Source organism: Nocardia sp. XZ_19_231 (assembly GCF_015355705.1).
Lineage (GTDB): Bacteria > Actinomycetota > Actinomycetes > Mycobacteriales > Mycobacteriaceae > Nocardia > Nocardia salmonicida.
Genome location: NZ_JACUZI010000002.1, coordinates 332,890 through 355,068, shown reverse-complemented (window position 1 = coordinate 355,068; position 22,179 = coordinate 332,890). Strand labels below are relative to the sequence as shown.

The 22,179-nt window shown below is 67.3% G+C and carries 16 protein-coding genes; 8 read left to right on the top strand and 8 right to left on the bottom strand.

Annotated features, from left to right (window positions below):
- Positions 1–50 precede the first annotated feature (50 nt).
- From IBJ82_RS08850 to IBJ82_RS08840, 3 genes are read left to right on the top strand one after another with little or no spacing between them, the layout of a single operon-like run.
- Positions 51–626, top strand: coding sequence for a hypothetical protein (locus IBJ82_RS08850; RefSeq protein ID WP_194825476.1), 576 nt, complete (start codon positions 51–53; stop codon positions 624–626).
- A 44-nt stretch (positions 627–670) separates the two neighbouring features.
- Entirely contained in the window at positions 671–1,498 is an 828-nt protein-coding gene (locus tag IBJ82_RS08845) for a MerR family transcriptional regulator (RefSeq protein ID WP_194825475.1), read from the top strand.
- Positions 1,498–1,848, top strand: a complete 351-nt coding sequence (locus IBJ82_RS08840) for a VOC family protein (protein WP_194825474.1) — start codon at positions 1,498–1,500, stop codon at positions 1,846–1,848. Before IBJ82_RS08845 ends, IBJ82_RS08840 begins: the two co-directional genes overlap by 1 nt.
- A 14-nt stretch (positions 1,849–1,862) precedes the next feature.
- Here IBJ82_RS08840 and IBJ82_RS08835 read toward each other — a convergent pair whose 3' ends face one another.
- Positions 1,863–2,297, bottom strand: a complete 435-nt coding sequence (locus tag IBJ82_RS08835) for an SRPBCC family protein (protein WP_194825473.1) — start codon at positions 2,295–2,297, stop codon at positions 1,863–1,865.
- Positions 2,298–2,477: 180 nt separating this feature from the next.
- Here IBJ82_RS08835 and IBJ82_RS08830 point away from each other — a divergent pair, with 180 nt between their 5' ends.
- Both IBJ82_RS08830 and IBJ82_RS08825 read left to right on the top strand, forming a co-directional pair.
- Complete coding sequence (locus tag IBJ82_RS08830; RefSeq protein ID WP_194826177.1) at positions 2,478–3,920, top strand: FAD-binding oxidoreductase; 1,443 nt, start codon at positions 2,478–2,480, stop codon at positions 3,918–3,920.
- Complete coding sequence (locus tag IBJ82_RS08825; RefSeq protein ID WP_194825472.1) at positions 3,917–5,233, top strand: class I SAM-dependent methyltransferase; 1,317 nt, start codon at positions 3,917–3,919, stop codon at positions 5,231–5,233. Before IBJ82_RS08830 ends, IBJ82_RS08825 begins: the two co-directional genes overlap by 4 nt.
- Before the next feature lie 112 nt (positions 5,234–5,345).
- On the opposite strand, the gene IBJ82_RS08820 is transcribed toward IBJ82_RS08825, so the two are convergent.
- Positions 5,346–8,885 carry a serine/threonine-protein kinase gene (locus IBJ82_RS08820; protein ID WP_228536814.1) on the bottom strand — a complete coding sequence of 1,180 codons (3,540 nt, stop codon included), beginning with the start codon at positions 8,883–8,885 and terminating at the stop codon, positions 5,346–5,348.
- A 149-nt stretch (positions 8,886–9,034) separates the two neighbouring features.
- On the bottom strand, positions 9,035–10,120 hold the full coding sequence (locus IBJ82_RS08815) for an esterase-like activity of phytase family protein (protein ID WP_194825471.1): 1,086 nt from the start codon (positions 10,118–10,120) through the stop codon (positions 9,035–9,037).
- Positions 10,121–10,315: 195 nt separating this feature from the next.
- Here IBJ82_RS08815 and IBJ82_RS08810 point away from each other — a divergent pair, with 195 nt between their 5' ends.
- Positions 10,316–10,681, top strand: a complete 366-nt coding sequence (locus tag IBJ82_RS08810; RefSeq protein WP_194825470.1) for a cupin domain-containing protein — start codon at positions 10,316–10,318, stop codon at positions 10,679–10,681.
- A gap of 68 nt (positions 10,682–10,749) precedes the next feature.
- Here the strand turns inward: IBJ82_RS08810 and IBJ82_RS08805 are convergent, their stop codons facing one another.
- From IBJ82_RS08805 to IBJ82_RS08795, 3 genes are all read right to left on the bottom strand, one after another.
- Entirely contained in the window at positions 10,750–12,906 is a 2,157-nt protein-coding gene (locus IBJ82_RS08805; RefSeq protein WP_194825469.1) for a 3-hydroxyacyl-CoA dehydrogenase NAD-binding domain-containing protein, read from the bottom strand.
- Positions 12,907–12,943: 37 nt separating this feature from the next.
- Complete coding sequence (locus tag IBJ82_RS08800; RefSeq protein WP_194825468.1) at positions 12,944–14,158, bottom strand: acetyl-CoA C-acetyltransferase; 1,215 nt, start codon at positions 14,156–14,158, stop codon at positions 12,944–12,946.
- Between the two features lie 189 nt (positions 14,159–14,347).
- Positions 14,348–17,029, bottom strand: a complete 2,682-nt coding sequence (locus tag IBJ82_RS08795; protein ID WP_194825467.1) for a DNA polymerase III subunit gamma and tau — start codon at positions 17,027–17,029, stop codon at positions 14,348–14,350.
- Between the two features lie 444 nt (positions 17,030–17,473).
- Between IBJ82_RS08795 and IBJ82_RS08790 the strand changes: the two genes are divergently transcribed.
- Entirely contained in the window at positions 17,474–18,298 is an 825-nt protein-coding gene (locus IBJ82_RS08790; RefSeq protein WP_194825466.1) for a hypothetical protein, read from the top strand.
- Positions 18,299–18,452: 154 nt separating this feature from the next.
- Positions 18,453–19,730, top strand: a complete 1,278-nt coding sequence (locus tag IBJ82_RS08785; RefSeq protein ID WP_194825465.1) for an ammonium transporter — start codon at positions 18,453–18,455, stop codon at positions 19,728–19,730.
- Here the strand turns inward: IBJ82_RS08785 and IBJ82_RS34610 are convergent.
- The gene (locus IBJ82_RS34610; protein ID WP_228536813.1) at positions 19,727–20,773 is read right to left on the bottom strand and encodes a neutral zinc metallopeptidase; all 1,047 of its coding nucleotides are present in this window, start codon (positions 20,771–20,773) and stop codon (positions 19,727–19,729) included. The genes IBJ82_RS08785 and IBJ82_RS34610 overlap by 4 nt on opposite strands.
- Before the next feature lie 232 nt (positions 20,774–21,005).
- The gene (locus IBJ82_RS08775; protein ID WP_194825464.1) at positions 21,006–21,917 is read right to left on the bottom strand and encodes a neutral zinc metallopeptidase; all 912 of its coding nucleotides are present in this window, start codon (positions 21,915–21,917) and stop codon (positions 21,006–21,008) included.
- Positions 21,918–22,179: the final 262 nt, after the last annotated feature.

The window sequence follows — 22,179 nt, the reverse complement described above, 5'->3', positions numbered from 1 at the left end:
TACGATCATGCCTCGATAGGGCAATGATTCAGCAATCTCTAGGAGAGTCGATGAATGCATCCCGTGCGCGCCTGGCATCGATCGTGGCCTTGAGCGCATCCATCTCCAGCCTGCTCCTTCTCTCGCCCGCCGTCGTATCGGCCGAGCCGGGGGACGGGATCACCGACTACGGCAACGGCTGCGTACTCGATCCCGGCAATCGTGCGGCGACCGTCGATTCGCTGCGCTTTCGCTGCAGTGTCACCCAGCAGGACCAGATCTACCGCGACGCACAGGCGGGCGCGGTGGCGAACGGCCTCACCAACGGCTGGGTGACGCGCCCGCCGCAGCTCGAAGCGGCCGCACCGGCGCTGTGGACCGGCAAGGTGTTCCGCACCGGGCCCGACGGCGGCACACTGACCAACCGGGTCACCGGCGCCGGGATCGAGGCGTTCCCGGCCGATGTCTATCGAGCACCGTCGATCCTCGACGGCGCCCCCACCTGGGCACTGAACTACGCGCCCTCGCCCACCCCGCAGGTCTACGACGAGATCCGCGAGATCACCCCGGGCGTCTGGTTCGGCTATTCGTGGTGGCGCGAGGGCCAGTGGCCGTTGCTCGCCTCCTTCGTATTGACGCCTGCCTGATCGCTGTTGACCCTCCACCCGCTGGAGGGTGTTGTCTGGACGTCATGACAGCAACCGTGGCGATCGGCGAGTTCGCCCGCCTCACCCATCTGAGCGTCAAGACGCTGCGGTACTACCACGAGATCGAGCTACTGGAGCCGGTCGAGGTAGACGCGGGTACCGGCTATCGCCGATATTCCACCGACCAGGTGGAGCAGGCCCATCTGATCCGCCGCCTGCGCGACCTGGACATGCCGCTCCCGGAGATCCGCACCGTGCTCGCCACCGCGGATCCCGGCGAGCGGGACACCGCCCTGCGGGCGCACCTGATCAGGATGGAGGCCGCGCTCGAACGCACCCGCGAGGTGGTGGTCTCGCTGCGTGCCCTGCTCACCGCAGCCGCACCACCGATCGAGGTCGATTACCGGATCGAGCCCGCGTTCACGGCGCTCACGGTCACCGACCGGATCGAGCGCATCGCCATCGCCGACTGGTGCGGCGCCGCGTTCGAGCAGTTGTACACGACCCTGCTCGAGTCGGGCGTCGACCCGGGAGGTGTTGCGGGAGCCACATATTCGAACGAATTCTTCACCGACGACAACGGTGCGGTCACCGCGTTCGTGCCGTTACCGCCCGGCGCGGAGTTGGTCCCCACCGGCGCCTTCGCCGTCGTCGAATTTCCGGCCCGCCACTTCGCCGTGGCCGTCCACGACGGCCCGTTCGAAGACTTCGACCGCACCTATGGCGCGCTCGGCAGCCACGTCGCCGAGCACGGCGCCGCTCTGCCGGACGAACCGGTCCGCGAGCGCTACCTCGTCGGACCGGACACCACCGATAACCAGGCCGACTACCGCACCGAGGTGTGCTGGCCGATCACCGAAGGAGAAATCTGATGCCCATCGCCCTGGCGAACATCACCATGGACTGTCACAACGCCACCGCACAGGCCGAGTTCTACGCACAGCTGCTGGCCGTGCCTGTCGACCCGGAGGCGTCGCCGTATTTCGCCACCGTCGGCAAATCCGCAGGCCTCGCCCCGATCCTGATGTTCATCCAGGTCCCCGACAAGACCCCTGGCAAAAATGTGGTCCACCTGGACTTCCATACAGCCGAGTGGGCCGACTACATCGAGCGCGCAGTCAGCCTGGGCGGCAAGCACATCGGCGATTTCGACGAGTACGGCATCCAATGGACCACCCTCGCCGACCCCGAAGGAAACCTCTTCGACATCGGCAAGGACTGACCCGTGAACTGAGCTCAGGCCAGTTCGCGCGAGAGGTTGCCCAGCACCTCGGCCTGGATCTTCTTCAGGCCGAGCGGGGCGAAGATGCCCTCGAAGATGCCCGAGATGCCGCCCGCACCCTTCCAGGTGGTCTCGACGGTGACCTTCGAGCCGGTGCCGTCGGGGGTGACGGTCCAGGTGTTGACCATGGTGGAGTTGGCGTCACGTTCGGTGAGGACCGAATCCGCCACTGTCACGGTCGCGCGCACGTTGCGTGTGCGCTTCTCGGTGGCCTGCAGCGTCCACTCCACCACGGTGCCCGCGCCGTTGCCGCCTTCGACAACCTTGTAGTCGCGGTAGTGCGAGGAGAGAATGCGCGGCCGAACCGTCTCGTAATCGCCGATCGCTGCGAGCGTGCGCTGCGGATCCGCGGCGACGACGATCGAACTGCTGGCGCTGACCTGTCCCACTGTTGACTCCTTGCTGGGGGGTGTGGCGATATCTCGACCGTGTTACATCCTGCCCTGTCCCTGACCGGTTCACCCGACCAGGTCGGGGCGGTGCGGGAACATGTGCGTGACATTTTGTCGCGGCGCGCAAGTATCCGGTGGCCCGGCGGACACGGTCGTACTAGCGTCAAAGGGGTGGCAGTGAGTCTTTTGGGTAGGGCTGGTCACGAACCGGCCACACGCGAGTCCGGATATGCCGCGCATCGGGCGGGTGTGGAGCGACTGCTGGAAAGCTATCGCGCCATCCCACCCGGTGCCGTCGTCAGACTGGCGAAGAAGACATCGAACTTGTTCCGGGCCAGGGCGGCACCCACCGCGCCCGGTCTCGACGTGTCCGGCCTCGGGCAGGTGATCGCGGTGGACCCGCAAGCCCGCACGGCCGACGTCGCGGGCATGACCACCTATGAGGACCTGGTGGCGGCCACCCTCCCCTACGGGCTGGCGCCGCTGGTGGTGCCCCAGCTCAAGACCATCACCCTGGGCGGCGCGGTGACCGGCCTCGGCATCGAATCGACCTCGTTCCGCAACGGTCTACCTCACGAATCCGTCCTGGAAATGGACATTTTGACCGGCTCCGGCGAGATCGTCACCGCGACGCCCACCGGCGAGCACGCCGACCTGTTCCACGGCTTCCCCAACTCCTACGGCACTCTCGGCTACTCCGTCCGGCTGAAGATCGAGCTCGAACCCGTCCTGCCGTTCGTGGAACTGCGGCACGTGCGCTTTCACGACCTGCGCGAACTGGAAGCCGAACTCGACCGGATCGTCATCGAACGCCGCTTCGAGGGCGAAGAAGTCGACTACATCGATGGCGTGGTGTTCAGCGCGGGCGAGAGCTATCTGACCCTGGGTCGCCAGACCGACGAGCCTGGCCCGGTCAGCGACTACACCGGTATGGACATCTTCTACCGCTCCCTGCAGCACCCCGACGGCGTGACGCGCGACCGGCTGACCATCCACGACTACCTGTGGCGGTGGGACACCGACTGGTTCTGGTGCTCACGCGCGTTCGGCGCCCAGAATCCGAAGATTCGTAGACTCTGGCCGAAGTCGAAGCGCCGCAGCAGTTTCTACTGGAAACTGGTCGCGCTCGATCGCAAGTACCACATCGATGATCGCAGGCAGGCCCGCAACGGCAATCCCCCGCAGGAACGCGTCGTGCAGGACATCGAGGTACCGGTGCAACACACCGCCGACTTCGTCGAATGGTTCCTGCGGGAAATACCGATCGAGCCGATCTGGTTGTGCCCATTGCGCTTGCGTGCGCTCGACGACGCGCCGGCGACGGACGGCGCGCGTCCGTGGCCGCTGTATCCGCTCGAACCACAGCGCACCTACGTCAATGTCGGATTCTGGTCGGCGGTGCCGACCGAGCGAGGTCAACCGGAAGGGGCGGCCAACCGCGCCATCGAGAAGATCGTGTCCGCGTTCGACGGACACAAATCGCTCTACTCGGACTCCTACTACGACGAGGCCGAGTTCGCCGAGCTCTACGGCGGCGACACCTATATCGAACTGAAGACCCGTTACGACCCGGACCAACGACTGCTGAATCTGTATTCGAAGGCGGTGCAACGCAAGTGACGACATTCAAGGACCGATCCGAGGTATTGGCAGAGCTGGGGACCCGGCTCAACATCGCCGAGGTCGTCGAAAGCCTCGTAGACGGCGAGATCCCCGTGCGCGTGACCGCCTACGACGGCAGCGCGACCGGCCCGGAGGACGCGCCCTACACTCTCGAGATCAAGACCCCACGCGGCATCAACTACCTGGCGGGCGCCCCCGGCGACCTCGGGATGGCGCGGGCCTACATCGCCGGGGACATGATCGCCGAGGGGGTGCATCCCGGTGACCCGTACGACATCTTGAAAGCCATGCAGGACATGAAGTTCCATCGTCCTTCGGCATTGTCGCTGGTCACCATCGCCCGCTCGCTGGGCTGGGAGCGGCTCAAGCCGATCGCACCTCCGCCGCAGGAGACGCTGCCGCGCTGGCGCCGGATCGCGCTGGAGGGCTTGCGCCACTCCAAGACTCGCGATGCCGAGGCGATCCACCACCACTACGACGTCTCCAACAAGTTCTACGAGTACGTCCTCGGCTCGTCGATGACCTACACCTGCGCGGTGTACGGCGACGAGAACTGGACGCTCGAGCAGGCACAGGAGAACAAGTACCGCCTGATCTTCGAGAAGCTGCGCCTGAAGGAAGGCGACCGGCTGCTCGACATCGGCTGCGGCTGGGGCGGCATGGTCCGCTACGCGGCACGCCGCGGCGTGAAGGTGATCGGGGCGACCTTGTCGGCCGAGCAGGCCGCCTGGGCACAGCAGAAGATCGCCGAGGAAGGTCTCGGCGAGCTCGCCGAGGTCAGGCACAGCGACTACCGCGACATCCCCGAGGGCGAATTCGACGCCGTCTCCTCGATCGGCCTCACCGAACACATCGGCGTGCACAACTACCCGTTCTACTTCGGCTACATCAAGGACAAGCTGCGGGTGGGCGGGCTGTTCCTCAATCACTGCATCACCCGCCACGACAACACCCGCACCACCAAGGCGGGCGATTTCATCGACCGCTACGTCTTCCCCGACGGGGAGCTGATCGGTTCCGGCCGCATCATCTCCGATATCCAGAACGTCGGCCTCGAAGTGCTGCACGAGGAGAACCTGCGCGAGCACTACGCGCTGACGCTGCACGAATGGTGCAAGAACCTGGTCACCAATTGGGACGCGGCCGTCGCCGAGGTCGGCGAGGGCACCGCGAAGGTGTGGGGGCTGTACATGGCCGGCTGTCGACTCGGCTTCCAGCGCAATGTGATCCAGCTGCACCATGTGCTCGGCGTGAAGCTCGATTCGAACGGCACCTGGGATGTCCCGTTGCGTCCGTGGTGGCAGCCTTAGGTTCTCGGCGCGCCTCCGCCGATGGACTGACCGAAGGGTGCGACGAAGGAGTGCCCGTAGGGAGGGAAGAGGTGGAGTTCAGCGCCGAGAACCGCGGCGCCAGCCGCCAAGATTATTGCAGCAGTTCGTCGAGGAAGTGACCGGGCAGGTGCTGCAGGATCGGATGGTCCTGCCCGTCATGGGATTGCGTGCGCAACACGTGCAGCAGGCCGACCACACCAGGGCCTGCGTCCAGCAGTGGTCTGCTCCAGCTCAGTTCGGCGCAGGTGCGCAGGACCGGCAGCACCAGCCCGGTCGCTTCCCCGACCCATCCCGCCGACGCGAGACATTCGGCGAGCAGCAAGGTCGCGTCCAGTTCCGCGCGGGGACGGCCTTGTTCGAGCGTCTTCGCGTAGATCACCCTGGCGTGGCGTGCGGCACGATCATCGGCGCGCAGCCGTTGTTCGGCCAGCAGGATCCGGATATCGGCGATGGCGCGCGCCTCGGTGATCAGCGCGGCGGCGCCCTTCTTGCGCCGCGCACCGTTGCCGGAGGCGTCGGGGACGAAGCCGTCTTCTCCGGTGGGGAATCCGAGCCTGGACCGTTCGGCTCGCACCTGGGCATCCAGGCGGGCCAACCCGTTCTCCGCCGCCACTCGCGCGCCTTCGTCGAGGCGCGCCGAGGCCGTGTACTGGTCGCCGAGCGTGGCCTTCACCCTGGCCCCGGTCACGAAGGTCGCGATCAGGAAGTCGACGGGACCGACCCGGGTGACCAGCTCGTTGCTCTCGTCCAGGAGCCGATCGGCCAGCGCCAGATCGCCTCGGCGATAGGCCAGATCACCGAGCAGCGCGGCCGCGATGCGTGCGGCGTCCGAGCGCGGACCCGCCCTGGTTCGGGCAGTCTCGTAGGCCTGCTCGAAAGAGGCGGTAGCAGCGGCGATATCGAGTTGCTCGTAGGCGGCGTCGCCCAACGCGCAGAGGCCGAAGACCGGACCGAGCGGGTCCTTCGACTGTGTGTGATAGTCGGCGGCCCAATCCTGTAGGTCGGTCACCGCGTCGAAGTCGAACTCGCACAGCCGAACGAACGACATCAGATTGGCGGCGGTCGACACCGTCCAGGCGGGCAGGTCGCCGGGCTCTTCCAGAATGGCGGCCAGGCTGTCGGCTACCTCGGCGATGTCATCGTGTGCGACCCGATCGGCGGCGTCGAGCACCGTTGCCACACACCGCTGCTCGGTCAGTTCCGGCGCACCGGGCGCGCTGCGGGCCAGCAGGTTCGAGAGCCTGCCGAGCGCGTTGCGGGCGGTCCCGGTCTGCTGCATGTTCATATTCGCCCTTGCCACCGCCATCAACAGCTTCGACCGCGACGTCACCTGCTGCACGGGCAGCTTCGAGACGGTGCCGAGCAGGGTGGCAAGCCGGGACCCGTCGATCAGGTCCATGCCGCCGCTTTCGAGCAGGTCGGCGGCGAGTTTGAGATCGGTCGCGGCCAGTGCGTGATCCACCGACTTGCGCAGCAGTTGATGCTCGGCGTACCAGCGAGCGGCCTTGCGGTGCAGCATTTTCGAACGCCCGGGATGTTCGCGATCGAGCCGGGCGCGCAGATGCTCGGCGAACAGCGGTTGCATGCGATACCACTCCGGATCGTGCTGGATCCGATGCAGGAAGAGTTCACGCTGCTCGGCCTGTGCCAGCATCGCGGCACCGTCGGCGACGTCGGCGAGCAGCCCGGCCAGGGAACCGTTCACCCGCTCGACCACCGAGATCGCCATCAGGAACTCCAGTTGCTCCGGCGCCAGCGCGTCGAGCACGTTCTCGGCCAGGTACTCCCGCATCCCGTGCCCGCCCTCGGCGAGCGAGGCGAGCAGCTGCGTCGGGTCGGCCTTACCCCGCAGCGTCAGGCTCACCAGCTGGATCGCGGCGGGCCAGCCGTCGGTCGCGATGTGGATCTGCTCGACCTGCTCGTGGGTGAGCGCGAAACCGTTGCGTTCCACCAGGATCTGACGAGTCTCCGATTCGGTGAGCCGCAATGCGGCGGCGTCCAGCTCCACCAGTTCGTCGCGCACCCGCAACCTGCTGATCGGCAGGCCGGACTGATCGCGACTGGTGATGACGAACCGCACGTGGTGGCAGCCGTTGTCGAGCAGGGTCGCCATCACCCGTTGCACGCCGGGGTCGCGCACCCGGTGCCAGTCGTCCACCACCACGACCACCGGTTGCCCGCTGGCGTGGATCTCATCGATCAGCGTGGCGATCACGTAGGCGACGGCGTCGGCGGGACGCTCCTCCAGCACCTGCTCGAGGCCCGCGCCGACATCGGGGCGCACGCGGCGGATGGCCTCGATGAGGTGGGCCAGGAACCAGATCTCGCTGTCGTCGTCCTGGTCGACGCCGAGCCAGGCCACCGGGATATCGCGGGTGGCCAGGTCCGCGCGCCACTGCGTGGCGATGGTGCTCTTGCCGAAACCGGCGGGCGCGTGGATCAGGGCGAGTCGGCGCGCGCCGCCCTCACGCAGCACGTCGAGCAGGCGCTGGCGGGGGAAGGGCTCGCGCGCGGGCGTGGGCGGGCGGAATTTGGTGGCGGCGGTCGGCGGAAAGGTGCCGGTCGTCGAGCTCGGCATGGGTACCGAGGCCCCCGCGGGTTGCAAGGTCAGCGGCCAGCTGCGGCGGCCGGTGACCGACTTCAGAACCTCCGGGGCGTCGTCGGTGGTCTCCTCGGAGTCGAGCAACGCCATTTCGTCTGGCATCTGGCCGTGTGCGCGCTGGACATCGCGCAGCATCTCGCCGAACTCGTAGGCCGAGGCCGGACGGTCGTCGGGCTCGGGGGACATGGCACGTTCGATCACCTCCGCCACGTCACCGGGGATGTCCTGGGCGCGCAGGTCGGGGACGTTCTGGGTGGTGATGCGCAGGAACTGGGCAACCACCTTCTCCCCCGCGTGGCGTTCGAACGCTGCGTGGCCGGTGAGCAGGGCGAACAGGGTCGCGCCGAGGCCGTAGATATCCGACCGCACGGTCGGTTCATTGCCCTTGAGTACCTCCGGCGCGGTGAACGCGGGCGAGCCGGTGATCAGGCTGCTCGAGGTCTGGAAACCGCCGGGGATGCGGGCGATGCCGAAGTCGGTGAGTTGCGGTTCGCCGTAGCCGCTGATCAGCACGTTCGCCGGTTTCACATCCCGGTGCAGGATGCCCGCCCGATGCGCCGACTCGATCGCCGCCGCCAGCTTCACCCCGGCCCGCAGGGTGTCCGACCAGGTCAGTGGGCCGCGATCGTGGATGAGCCGTTCGAGTGAGCCACGCGAGCAGTACGGCATCACGATCAGCGGCAGCCCGGTCTCGGTCACGTCCACCTGCAGGATGTCGACGATATTCGGGTGACCGGACAGCCTGCCCATCGCCTGTTCCTCGCGCAGGAACCGCTCCCGGCTCTCCACATCGATCTCCGAGGACAGCACCTTCACCGCGACCACGCGATCCAGCGCCGGCTGCAAAGCCCGGTACACAACACCGAACCCGCCGCGTCCGATCTCCTTGGCGCCCGTGAGCCCCATGGCATCGAGTTCCGCGATCACGGCTTTGTCGGGCACCCCCGGCGCCATCGTCCGCTGCGTATTCAGCCCCACCGGCGCCGCCTCGGCAGGCCCGCGCTGCATACGCGTCTGCTCCGGATCCATGTGACCACCTCTCACCATCGGCGTCACCGGCGTTTCGGTCGGTATGCGGGCCGTCACCGGCATCACCGCACATATCCAAGCTAGCGCGATCCGGCATCTATCGGGTGGAGATTCGACGCTGTGGCGGCAACGGTTGTCCGAACCGGAATTCAGCGCACAGCGAGAGCGATCAACTGGGTGCGCTGTTCCGACGCGAAGTTGTTGTCCGCGACCAGCACCAACGTGCGTTCACCCGAGGGCAGGCGCGGGCCCCACGTCATCGCCTCGATGTTGTCGACCGCCTCGATCCCGAGATCGGTGAGGTCGGCGACGAGTCGCTTCGTGACCGGACGAGCACCCGAGATCGGCGCGTCGAGCGCATTGCTCGCGGATGCGGTGTCGATCTCGAAGATCCGCACCCGATTTCCCACACCCTTGGCGAAAGCCCGTTCGACCACCAGGAATCGAGTCGGATCGAGCGTGTCGTCGGCGAGGATCGCGGTGACGCCGTTGCTCGCCTGCCCTGCCTCCGGCCGGGACTCGGCGAATACCGGCTCCAGCGGATAGGCGTACTGGGCCAGCACCGGCCCGAACCTGGCCTGGACGGTGATGCGCGTCGTCGCCCCCGCCGTCGTGGTCGCGCCCGGCCCGTCCTGGAGCAGCGGCCCTTCCATCGCGGTCACGAACAACGCGCCACCTGCCGCGAACGTCGCCCCTTCGAGCGCCTGATTCTGCCGCGGCCCCGAATCGGCGCGCATCCGTTCGTTTTCCGGGATCGGCAACTCCGCGACGAACCCACCGTCCGCCCGAGCTACCCGCACCGACGGATCAACGAGCACCCCACCGGCGCGCTCTCCCTCCTGCGTCCAGAAGTAGTCCCCCGTCCACGGATCGACCCGAATATCCTCCGGATCCACCGATTTCGGCGGATACACACTCCCGCCATGCCGCAGCAGCGGCTTCGTACCGACAAAGCTCACGGGACCGATCCCGGACTCCCCCAATGGAATTCGAGCCGTGTATACCCGCGCAGGCCCCTTCTCCGACCGGTCATCGCTGATCAAGACGAATTCCCCACTGCCGGACAGGTAATCGATGCCCGACAGCCCTCCGACCACCGTCGCGTCGAATTCGAGATCGTGCCCGACTACCTGCTCCCCCAATACCCGCACCCCACCGGCCTCAGCCCCCGCATCCGGCACCACGCCCCCAGCGACGACGATTCCCAGCACCACTGCGGCCACGCGATGTCCCATGGACGACAAGCTATCCACCCCAGCACACCCCAAGGTGAACACCATCCGAACTGTCGGACCTCCGCCGGCGCCCTTGCTACCTCCCACGAATCGGCGAAGAATTGGATCCTCGGTGGGCTCGGCCGTGGGCCGTACTGGCCTCCACGCGGTGGACCACGACATGACTGCTCATCACCCGAGCAGAAGTGAGATGTCATGTCCACGCTGGTACGCATGAGTTTCGACGCACCCGAGGAAACCCGGCCGTTCGAGCAGGGTAAGGGTCGACTCGACCTGGTCAACACCGAAGCGGGTCCCGTCGGCCGTGCGGTCTTCGAACCCGGTTGGCGATGGAGCGACCACGTGAAACCGATCGCGGGCACGGACAGCTGTCAGGCCCCGCATATCGGATACTGCCTGTCCGGGCGGCTCATGGTGGTGATGGACGACGGCGCACAGCAGGAATTCGGCCCCGGCGACGTGATGATCGCTTCCCCTGGCCACGATGCCTGGGTCGTCGGCGACGAGCCGTGCGTGATGCTCGACTGGCAGGGCTACGCCGACTACGCCAAGCCGCGATAAACGGCGAACGCCCGCCACCTCAACGAGGCGACGGGCGTCCGGACCCGGCCGAAACCGGAACTACCGACTTACTTGCGCAGCGAGGCCGGAACCTCGAAACGCGGGCCGAACTTCGCGGCCAGCTCATCGGCGCGGGCCACGAAGGCCTCCTGGCCACCGGGGTAGCCGACGATGAACTGGTGCGAGCCACCCGACCAGGCCGGGAAGCCGATGCCGAAGATCGAGCCGATGTTCGCGTCGGCGGTGCTGGTGAGCACGCCTTCGTCGAAGCACTTCTGGGTCTCGATGGACTCGGCGAACATCATCCGGTCCTTGAGGTCCTGGAAGGTGACACCCTCCGGGAGCTCACGGCTCGAGCTGAAGATCTCGCGCAGCTCGTCCCACAGGCCGGTGGCCTTGCCGTCGACGTACTCGTAGAAGCCCGCGCCGCCCAGCTTGCCCTTGCGGTCGTACTTGTCGATCAGGGTGTTGAGAACCTCGGCGGTCTTCGCGGACGCGGCGTTGAGCTCGCCACCGGCAGCGAGGATGGCCTCGGAGGTCTCCTTGTAGATCTTCTGCATCGTGGTGAAGTTCAGCTCGTCGCTGAGCTTCAGCGGCGCGGCCGGGTAGCCCGCCTGCAGACCGGCCTGCTCGACAGTGGCCGGGTCGACACCCTCGGCGACCATCGAGATGGCCTCGTTGATGAAGGTGCCGATCACACGCGAGGTGAAGAAGCCGCGGCTGTCGTTGACGACGATCGGGGTCTTCTTGATGGCGAGGGTGTAGTCGTACACCCGAGCCAGCGCCTCGTCGGAGGTGTTCTTGCCCTTGATGATCTCCACCAGCGGCATCTTGTCCACGGGGGAGAAGAAGTGGATACCGATGAAGTCCTCGGACCGCTTCACGCCCTCGGAGAGCAGGGTGATCGGCAGGGTGGAGGTGTTCGAGCCGAGCAGGGCATCGGCGTCGACGATGTCCTCGATCTCCTGGAAGACCTTGTTCTTGAGGTCCGGGTTCTCGAACACGGCCTCGATGACGAAGTCGACACCCTTGAAGTCGGCCGCGTCGGCGGACGGGGTGATGCGGGCCAGCAGCTCGGCCGACTTCTCCGGGGTGGTCTTGCCACGCGAGAGTGCCTTGGCCTCGATGGCCTCGGCGTAGCCCTTGCCCTTTTCGGCGTTGGCGAGCTCGACGTCCTTGAGCACGACCTCGTAGCCGGCCTTGGCCGAGACGTACGCGATGCCCGCGCCCATCATGCCCGCGCCGATGACACCGATCTTCTTGATGTCACGCTTGGGCACATCCGCGACGGACGGACGCGAGCCGCCACCGTTGATGTGGTTGAGGTCGAAGAAGAACGCCTGGATCATGTTCTTCGCGACCGGACCGGTCAGCAGGCTCGTGAAGTAACGGCCCTCGATGGTCAGCGCGTTGTCGATGTCGACCTGCGAACCCTCGACCGCCGCGGCCATGATGGCGCGCGGTGCGGGCATGTTGGTGCCCTTGATCTGCTTGCGCAGGTTGGCCGGGAACGCGGGCAGGTTCGCCGCGAAGGCCGGGGTGGACGGGGTGCCGCCGGGGATCCGGTAGCCCTTCTTGTCCCACGGCTGCGCCGCTTCGGGGTTGGCCGCGATCCACACCTTGGCGGCGGGGACGAGCTCCTCGACCGTGGCGACGACCTCGTCGATCAGGCCGATTTCCTTGGCCTTGGTGACGCGGTGACGCTGGCCCTGCAGCAGCACCTGCATCAGCGCGTTCTGCAGGCCGAGCATGCGCACGGTGCGGGTCACGCCGCCGCCACCGGGCAGCAGGCCCAGGGAGACCTCGGGCAGGCCGATGGCCGAACCCTTGACGTCGGCCGCGATGCGGTAGTGGGTGGCCAGCGCGATCTCGAGGCCGCCACCGAGGGCAGCGCCGTTGATGGCGGCGACGACCGGCTTGCCGAGCTGCTCGAGGCGACGCAGCGGGGCCTTGACGTCGGTGACCATCTTGACGACCTCGGCCGCGTTGTCCGGGCCGACCTTCATCATGTTCTTCAGGTCGCCGCCGGCGAAGAAGGTCTTCTTGCCCGAGGTGATGACGACACCGGTGATGTCGTCCTTCTCCGCCTCGAGGCGGTCGACGGTGGCGTTCATCGACGCGAGGTACGCGTCGTTCATGGTGTTGGCGCCCTGGCTGGGGTCGTCGATGGTGAGGACGACCACGCCGTCGGCGTCCTTCTCCCAGCCGATGATGTTGTCAGTCATAGTTTTTCGTTCTCCTGTGAGAAGTTTCGGCCGGGAATCAGACGCGCTCGATGATGGTGGCGACGCCCATGCCGCCGCCGATGCACAGGGTGATCAGGCCGTAGCGCGCGTTGCGACGCTCCAGCTCGTCGAGCACCGTGCCGGTGATCATCGCGCCGGTGGCACCCAGCGGGTGGCCCATCGCGATCGCGCCACCGTTGACGTTCAGCTTCTCGTCCGGGACGTTCAGGTCCTTCTGGAACTTCAGCACCACGGAGGCGAAGGCCTCGTTGATCTCGACGAGGTCCATGTCCTCGATCGTCAGACCGGCCTTGGCCAGCGCCTTCTTGGCAGCCGGGGTCGGACCGGTCAGCATGATGGTGGAGTCCGCACCGGAGGTGGCGGTCGCCACGACGCGGGCACGCGGGGTCAGACCCGAGTTCTTGCCCGCCTCTTCGGAACCGATCAGCAGCAGGGCGGCGCCGTCGACGATGCCCGAGCTGTTGCCACCGTGGTGGACGTGGTTGATCTTCTCGATGTAGGTGAACTTCTGCAGCGCGACTGCGTCGAAGCCACCCATCTCACCGACGCCGGCGAAGGCCGGGTTCAGCTTGCCGAGGTCGGCGGCGGTGGTGCCGGGACGCATGTGCTCGTCGTTGTCGAGCACGACCAGGCCGTTGATGTCCTTGACCGGGACGATCGACTTGGCGAAGTAGCCGCCGGTGGTCGCCGCGGCGGCCAGATCCTGCGAGCGCACCGCGTAGGCGTCGACGTCATCGCGGCTGAAGCCCTCGATGGTGGCGATCAGGTCGGCCGAGACGCCCTGGGGCACGAAGTAGCCGTCGTAGTTGGTGGCCGGGTCGAGCGCCCAGGCGCCGCCGTCGGAACCCATCGGTACGCGCGACATCGACTCGACGCCACCGGCGATGACGAGGTCGTCGAAGCCGGAGCGAACCTTCTGCGCAGCCAGGTTCACGGCCTCGAGGCCGGAAGCACAGAAACGGTTGAGCTGGAAGCCACCGACGGTGTCGGGCAGGCCGGCGATGGTGACCGCGGTGCGGGCGATGTCCATGCCCTGGTCGCCGACGGGGGTGACCACGCCGAGGATGAGGTCCGAGATCTGGTCCTCGTCGAGGTTCGGGAAGCGGCCACGCAGCTCCTGGATCAGACCAACAGTCAGATCGATCGGCTTGACCGAGTGCAGCGAGCCGTTCTTCTTGCCGCGGCCGCGCGGAGTGCGGATGGCCTCGTAGATGTAGGCCTCTGTGGTCATATCGGAGTGTTTCCTTCCTTGGGGTGCGGTGGCCGCACGAACGCCACGACCAATTGTCTCGACGCCGTACAAATCCCGGCAGGCACCAGCGGAGCATAGAACCATGCCCATCCGGTGAAACCGGCCACCCGTTCATACTACCGTGGTGTGCGAACTCCGGTTAACTTAACGCGCTGAGGACGGTGGCTGTCAACCATCCAGACTCTTTGCTCCGAACTGTTCACGTAGCAACGCCAGAGCGACCTCGTCCGGGTCCTGGCGGTCACCGGGAGCCACCGGCACCGCGGCGGCGGCCAGCATCTCCCGTTCTTCTTCGGGGGTCGGCGGGGCGAGAACGGCGGCGCTGCGCGCGGAATCCGAGCCGGACCGGGACTCCGGCCCGTCGTCCGGGCCGGGATCGTCGGGCAAGTCGGGGAAATCAGGCGGCGGAATGTCGTCGTCGGGCGGTCGGTTCGCCCGGTTCGACGACTGGTTGCCCCCGGCCTGGCTCGGCCGGGAGAACTTCGGCCGACCCGCCGGCTTGCTCTCCGGAGTTCCCGTCCCCCGTGCCGCCCCGGTCTTGGCGGCGGGCGCAGGTCGGGGCGCGGGAGCTCCGGTCTCCCAGCGCACATCCAGTTCACGCCCGAGCACGGCCCGCACCGCCGAGCGCACGGCGTCGATATTGCGCGGATCGGACAGTCGCTGCGCCAACGGCGCGCTCTGATGCGCGAACACGATCACGTCACCATCGACCCGCGACACCGCCGCACCCGACAACAACGCCTGCAAGGTAGCCCCGAACTCCCGCACTCGGCCCTTGATCTCCGGCCACGCGGCATCGACGATGGCGACCAGATCCTCGGCCACAGCCGGTGGCTTGGCCGCGCTGACCTGCGGCTCCGCCTGCACCGGAGCAGCCTCTACCGGCGCCGGCGCCGGCGCCGGCGCCTGAGCGGGTTCGGGCTGAGCCGGCGAATCCGCCTGCGGTGCTACTGCTTCCGGAACCGGCGTCGATTCGGCGGTGCGGCGCGGCGCGGCGGCTTCGGTCGGCGGCTCGGCGCCAGAGCTTTCCGGTCGTGCGCCGAGGTCGGACCGGGCGGTGTTGTCATCTTCGGTCGGCGGGATTTCTGTCGTCAGCGGTTCGGGTGCAACCTCTTTTGAGGACGTACCGGCAACACCTCGGCCGGAATCGACTGGCGGCACAACGTCCGCAGATTGCACAGCGGGCGGTGCGGACTGCGTGGCCGGTGCGGATTCGGCGAGGGACTCGGACTCCGCTGATGGGACCGGCGGTGCAGATTGTCCGCGCGGGGCGGTCGCCGCGGCCGCCGGGGTCGAGTCGGAGGCCGCCGGGATCACAGTCGAGTCCGAGGTCAGGGCCGCCGGCGTCACAGTCGAATCCGAGGTCACTGCCACCGGCGTCATGGTCGATTCCGGGGCCACGGTCGCCGACGGCGTGGTGGACGCGGCGGTTACGGGAGTCGGCGGCGCGGTCGGGACAGAAGTCGCGGGGGCCGCAGGCGCGGTCGGAACGGCGGTCTTCTGTTCCGCGACAACAGGGCTCGCCGCGCCAGGTGCCGACGAACCACCGGTCGCCGCTTCCTTCTCGGCGCGGGCGGCAGCGAGAAGTTCGGCGCCACGACGGCGGCTTTCCCCGCTCGACGTAGGCGCGGAAGAACGTTCCGCAGGCGCCTCACCTGCGGCAGGGCCCGGACGGGCCGGAGCGGGGACCGCTCCACCGGCGAACCCACGTTCCAGGCGTTCCAGCCGCTGCAGCGTCGCCGATTCGGTGTCGGACACCGAAGGCAGGAGCATGCGAGCGCAGATCACCTCGAGCAGGAGACGCGGGGCGGTGGCGCCGCGCATTTCGCCCAGGCCCTCGTGCAGGAGTTCGGCGTAGCGGGTGAGGGTGGCGGGGCCGAGACGTTCGGCCTGGTCGCGCATCCGTTCCATGACATCGCCGGGACCGGAGACCAGACCGCGGTCGGCGGCGTCGGGGACCGCGCGCAGCAGGATCAGATCGCGCAGCCGCTCGAGCAGGTCGACGGCGAAACGGCGCGGGTCGTGACCCGCCTCCATCACCTGATCGACGGTGTTGAACAGGGCGGCACCGTCATCGGCGGCCAATGCGTAGATGGCGTCGTCGATCAGCGCCACATCGGTGACGCCGAGCAGCGAGACCGCGCGCGGGTAGGTGACACCGTCTGGTCCGGCGCCGGCGAGCAGTTGGTCGAGCACGCTGAGGCTGTCGCGCGGTGAACCACCACCGGCGCGGATGACCAGCGGATACACCGCCTCCTCCACCGGCACGTTCTCCTGCTCGCAGATCTTGCCGAGCAGTCCGCGCATGGTGGCGGGCGGCAGCAGACGGAACGGATAGTGGTGCGTGCGTGAGCGAATCGTCGGCAGCACCTTGTCGGGCTCGGTGGTGGCGAAGATGAAGATCAGGTGGGCAGGCGGCTCCTCGACGATCTTGAGCAGCGCGTTGAAACCGGCCGTGGTGACCATGTGCGCCTCGTCGACGATGAACACGCGATAACGCGACTCCGCGGGCGCGTAGAAAGCGCGATCACGCAGCTCACGGGTGTCGTCGACACCACCGTGGCTGGCCGCGTCGAGCTCGATGACGTCGAGATTGCCCGACCCACCTGGCCCGAGCGCCTCACACGACGAGCACGTACCGCACGGCGTCGAGGTGGGTCCGTCCACGCAGTTCAACGAGCGCGCGAGGATGCGAGCCGACGACGTCTTACCGCAGCCACGCGGCCCGGAGAATAGGTACGCGTGACTGATCCGGCCGGTATCCAGCGCCGTACTCAGCGGGTCGGTGACGTGCTCCTGACCCACTACTTCCGCGAATGTCGCCGGTCGATACTTCCGGTACAGAGCCACGACCCACAGGCTACCGAGCGTGTCCGACAGGCTTTATCGGCGGCTGGCACTGTGCGGTCGCGCGGTAACGAAGCGATGACCATGTTGTGATGCAAATCACATTGAAATGCGCGGTCTGAAGCGTAGGAGCAAAGCGGTCTGCCATGCGCAACGGTCGAGCTATCGACTGCCATCCGCGCGGCGAATTCGCCATCGACCAACTGTCAATCCTGGTTGCAGCGTATATACATACCCATTCCCCGCTTGACGGCTTCTTACTGGATGTAACGAAACAATGAACGATCGTGACAGCAGCGCAAGTGTCTGGCTACCGTGGGTCTCGGCAACTTCGGTGGCCAAACCTTCATCAGGTTGGTGACCCCGGCCGGTCCCTCATCCCGACCGGGGCACAACCTTCGCGCACCGATCGCTCCCCCACCGCACCGACCGGAGGAACGTTTCACCGTGCTGTCGTGTGATGACATCGCAACCGCCTGGCTCGCCCACACCGACTTCGCCGGCGACAACGCCGCGGTCGGGCTACTGAGTCGGGCGATCAGCCCACAAGACTTCGACATCAAACGCGACTCGTTACCCGTCGCGGCCGCGGCCGACCCGGCGACCGCCGACGCCATCCTGCAACTGCTCCAACGCGGGCAGGTACCAACGATGGCGGCCATTCGCACGCTCACCGCGCAGAACGAGATGCGCCGCGAGGCCGAGCGGATCGAGCGGCTCGGCCGTCGCGCCCAGCGCAGCATCGACGAGTTCGGTCGCATCCTCGCCCGCCTCGCCGCCGCGCACTGGACCGACCACGATATCGGTCCGACCAGGCGCGACATCCTCGCCGATACCGAGGTCTGCGAACTCATCGCCGAACGGGTGGGTGAGATCGCGCCGTCGGCGGTCAAGCATCTGTGGCTGATCGAGCGGGCGCAGCGCGCCGGCTGGATCGCCTCGAACGCGAGCCCCGGTTCGCTGTGCCCGGCGCGGCGCTGGCACACCACGAAATACGGCAATCGGGTCTCGCAGAAGCCGGTCAACATGGTCGGCAAGCTGGTCACGGGCTTCGTCGTGGAACACACCGCCGAACGGGGCAAGCCGCCGAGTTGGGCCGTGCTCGCCCGCGACGCACGCGACGATCGCGGCCGCCGACTGTTCTTCGACGTGGCCGACGCGCATGCTCAGCGCCGCTGGCTCACCACTGCCGAATGGCTCGCCGACGGCGATGACCTGCCCGTTCCCGGCAAACGCGGCGCGCGGGCGCTGGCCAAGGAGAGCCGGGCCTAGCGCCCGCTCAGATCGGCGCAGCCGCCCTCGGCGCCCCCGGCATGCGCGTCGAGATCCGCGTGACCGCGCTGGTCGGCCGACAGGACTGACGGGTTTTGTCCTGTGCGCATTCGGTAACTTCCTTGCAACGCATTCACGCGTGAAAGGAGTTCCCGTGCCCGCAACGATCGACCCGGCGGCCACCGCCTGGCTACTCGCGGCCACCGCCATGGTGCTGTTGATGACGCCGGCGCTGGCCGTGTTCTACGGCGGGATGGTGCGCTCGACCGGCGTGCTGAACATGCTGATGATGAGCTTCATCGCGATCCCGCTGGTCACCGTCGTCTGGCTGGTCGCCGGCTACAGCCTCGCGTTCGGCGACGACGCGGGCGGTGGCCTGATCGGCAATCTCGAGCACTTCGGGCTGGCCGGGATCACTCCCGACTCCGTCCGCGGCACCATTCCGGAGCTGCTGTTCGTCACCTTCCAGCTGACGTTCGCCATCCTGACCGCCGCCCTGGTCTCCGGCGCCATCGCCGACCGCGCCAAGTTCGCGGGCTGGATGGTGTTCGTTCCGCTGTGGACGCTGGCGGTGTACGCGCCGATCGCGCACTGGGTGTGGGGACCCGACGGCTGGCTGCTGAACTTCGGCGCGCTCGACTACGCGGGCGGCCTGGTGGTCGAGATCGCCTCCGGCGCTTCAGCCTTGGCATTGGCACTGGTCCTCGGGCCGCGGATCGGATTCAACATCGATGCGATGCGTCCGCACAACCTGCCGTTCGTGCTGCTCGGCGCCGGTCTGCTGTGGTTCGGCTGGTTCGGATTCAACGCGGGCTCCGCACTCGGCGCCACCGGGACCGCGGCGGCGGTTTTCCTGAACACCCTGGTCGCGGGCAGTCTCGGCATGCTCGGCTGGCTCATCGTCGAGCAGGTCCGCGACGGTCGGCCCACCACCTTCGGCGCGGCCTCGGGCGCGGTGGCCGGTCTGGTCGCGATCACCCCGTCCTGCGGCGTGGTGAACACCTTCGGCGCGGTCATCGTCGGTCTGGCCGCCGGTGTGGTGTGTTCGTTCGCGGTCGGCTGGAAACACAAAGCGGGCTATGACGATTCGCTCGACGTGGTCGGCGTGCACTTCGTCGGCGGCATCGTCGGCACCGTCCTGATCGGCCTGCTGGCCACCCAGGTGATGACCGGCGGCGTGAACGGCCTGCTCTACGGCGGCGGCTTCACCCAGCTCGGCAAGCAGCTCGTCGCGATTCTCGTGGTCGCGGCCTACGCCTTCGCAGTCTCGTGGGTGCTGGGCAAGGGCATCGACAAGATCATCGGCTTCCGCGTGAGCAAGGAAGACGAAACCGCGGGCATCGACTTCGCCCTCCACGCCGAAACCGCCTATGCCGAAGGCGTGCACGGTTCCTCCCCCCGCCGCTTCGGCGAGGGCCACTACGGGACTTAGCTCACTTCGTCGGACGGGGCCAGCCAGGTGTTGCACTGGAAGTTGCGGTTCTTCGAGTAGCCCTGGTTGTACCAATTGCCGTTGTGGTCCGGGGTTCCGTGATCGCGGTGGCGGCCGTTGCCGTCACCGCGGTTGTAGTTGTGCTTGACCGCGGCGTAGCCCTCCTGCGAGGTCCACGAACCGCCTGCTTCCGACGAACCGATGTACATCCCGCCGAAGCAGCTGGCCTGCAACTCCATTCGGCGTGAGGTCTCCAGTCCACCCGCCGACATCGCGCCCTGGTCACGACGCTGATTCGACGATGCCTGCATCAGGCCGGTGAGCCCCTGGATGTGGTGGCCGTACTCGTGGGCGTAGACCGACAGCGCTTCCATCGGCGGATAAGGCGTGTTGTGTATGACCAACCCCTCCGTCGACATGTAGATCGTGCTCGACGCACTGCAGTAGAACGCGTCGGCCGTGGAATTACCACACGGCGACGACAGTTGTGAAGGTTGTTCCGCGACAACAAGTCCCGGGCTCTTGAACGGCAGATTCGCGGCGGCGAGATTCGACCGCCACATCTGATCGAGGCAGACCTGCGCCGCCGCGAAGAAGGCCTTGGCCACCGCCGCGTTGGTCGACCACCGCGGCAGATCGCAGTCCATGTTCGTCAGGCCCGCGTCGTCGTTCTTGAACAGCGGATGCTGATCGAGGGCGATAACAGGTTGCGGCCCCGCGGGTTTGGTCGTCGTCGGCGCAGTGGTGCGCGCGGTGGTGGTGGTTCGCGCAGACGTCGGATTCGTGGTCGGCACCGGCGAATTCGAGCTGTAGGTGAAGCTCGGCGGCGTCGTCTTGGCGACCGAACCGGGCGAGCTCTGACCCGACACGGTCACCGCGACCAACAGCAGCCCGATGACACTGAACACGGTCAACACCGTCAGCACCGCACCGACCGCGCCCGATCCGCCACGACGCGGCGGCGGATACCCCTGCGGCGCATAGCCGTAAGCCTGCGGCGCATAGCCGTAAGGCGGCGGCAGCGGCCTCCCGTACGGCGGCATCGCGGGCCGACCATACGGCGGCATCTGCCCCCCGTACGGCGGCGGCATGGGCCTGCCATAGGGCGGCTGCGGAGGAGGCGGGGGATACATCAATCACCTGACAACTGATCACGCACGGACATGGGTAACTCACCGGGAACGGAGCCAACTCACCCCGCACCACACCGTCGGCCGCCAACGCTACTTGTGCGGCACACAAGTCCGGCTGGAAGGCCCGGAGAGGCGGGGAGCCTCAGTTCACTTCGCTCGCGGACACCGTGAAGGTGTTGCACTGGGCCGTGAGGTTGCGATCGAGACCCGTTTCGAACCACTGGCCGCCGTGCTCTGCGGTGCCGTGGTCGCGCATGTCGCCGGGACCGTCACCGCGGCCGTAGGAATCCTTGGCTGCGACAGTGACCTGCGAGGAGGTCAGCGAGCCGCCGCCCTTCGAGGAGGCGATGAACATGCCGTCGAAGCAGTTGGCCTGCAACTCGACTCGGCGCGAGAGCTCCAGCCCCTTGGCCGAGCGGGCGCCCGCGTCGACGCGCTCGCTGTTGGCCTTGCGCAGGATGCCCGACTGGGCCTGCACGTGGTGGCCGTACTCGTGCGCAAACACCGACAGGTACACGACCCAGTTGTCGCGGAACTGCTCGGTCTGCAGCTGGCTGATCGGCATGTAGATGGTCTTGTTCGCCGGGCAGTAGAAGGCGGCGAAGTTGCTCGTCGATCCGGTGCACGGGGTAGTGATGCCGTCGGTGTTCGCGGTGACGCTGAGCGTCGGCGACTCGAAGGGCAGATTGTTCTCCGCCAGCAGTGGTTTCCACGCCGATTCGAGGCACGTCGCGGCCGATTCGAAGAAGGTGCGGGCCTTGTCCACCTGGGTGCCCCACGGCGCGTAGTTGCACGATGCCGGGACCAGGGTGCCGTCGGAGTCGGTGAGCAGCGGGTTGTCGCCGGTCGCGGCGGGCGCGGTACCGGGCTGGGGGGTGTAGGTGGTGGTCGGTTTCGGGCCGATCGCACCGATGCCGAGGTCGACGCCGGTGTTGACGGCGTACTTCACCAGGCCACCGACCAGCAGGAAGATGACCACGAGGATCACCGAGGTGAAGCCACCACCGCGCTTACGTGGCGGCGGAGTCGGCCTGCCCGGCGGCCCGTAAGGCATGGGCGGTGGGCGGTATCCCGGCGGCGGACCGTACGCCGGACGCTGCCCGTAACCCTGTGGATAACCCTGAGGCTGTGGATAACCTGGCTGCCCATATCCCGGTTGTGGCCGGTATCCCGGGGGCGGACCATAGCCAGGGGGCGGTGGAACCGGACGTCCACCTGGGCCGTTCGGCCCATAACCGTACGGTGGTTGAGTCACTCCCCCGTACCCCCCTCGTCTCATGAGTCGTCGACAGCCGCTGACGCAGAATAGCAAGCTG

Excerpts from the sequence above, each read along its gene's own strand:
- IBJ82_RS08815 (WP_194825471.1), bottom strand. The coding sequence starts at position 10,120 with ATGGGACATCGCGTGGCCGCAGTGGTGCTGGGAATCGTCGTCGCTGGG.
- IBJ82_RS08775 (WP_194825464.1), bottom strand. The coding sequence starts at position 21,917 with ATGCCTTACGGGCCGCCGGGCAGGCCGACTCCGCCGCCACGTAAGCGC.
- IBJ82_RS08810 (WP_194825470.1), top strand. The coding sequence starts at position 10,316 with ATGTCCACGCTGGTACGCATGAGTTTCGACGCACCCGAGGAAACCCGG.
- IBJ82_RS08840 (WP_194825474.1), top strand. The coding sequence starts at position 1,498 with ATGCCCATCGCCCTGGCGAACATCACCATGGACTGTCACAACGCCACC.
- IBJ82_RS08820 (WP_228536814.1), bottom strand. The coding sequence starts at position 8,885 with ATGGATCCGGAGCAGACGCGTATGCAGCGCGGGCCTGCCGAGGCGGCG.
- IBJ82_RS08800 (WP_194825468.1), bottom strand. The coding sequence starts at position 14,158 with ATGACCACAGAGGCCTACATCTACGAGGCCATCCGCACTCCGCGCGGC.
- IBJ82_RS08805 (WP_194825469.1), bottom strand. The coding sequence starts at position 12,906 with ATGACTGACAACATCATCGGCTGGGAGAAGGACGCCGACGGCGTGGTC.
- IBJ82_RS08845 (WP_194825475.1), top strand. The coding sequence starts at position 671 with ATGACAGCAACCGTGGCGATCGGCGAGTTCGCCCGCCTCACCCATCTG.
- IBJ82_RS34610 (WP_228536813.1), bottom strand. The coding sequence starts at position 20,773 with ATGCCGCCGTACGGGAGGCCGCTGCCGCCGCCTTACGGCTATGCGCCG.
- IBJ82_RS08850 (WP_194825476.1), top strand. The coding sequence starts at position 51 with ATGAATGCATCCCGTGCGCGCCTGGCATCGATCGTGGCCTTGAGCGCA.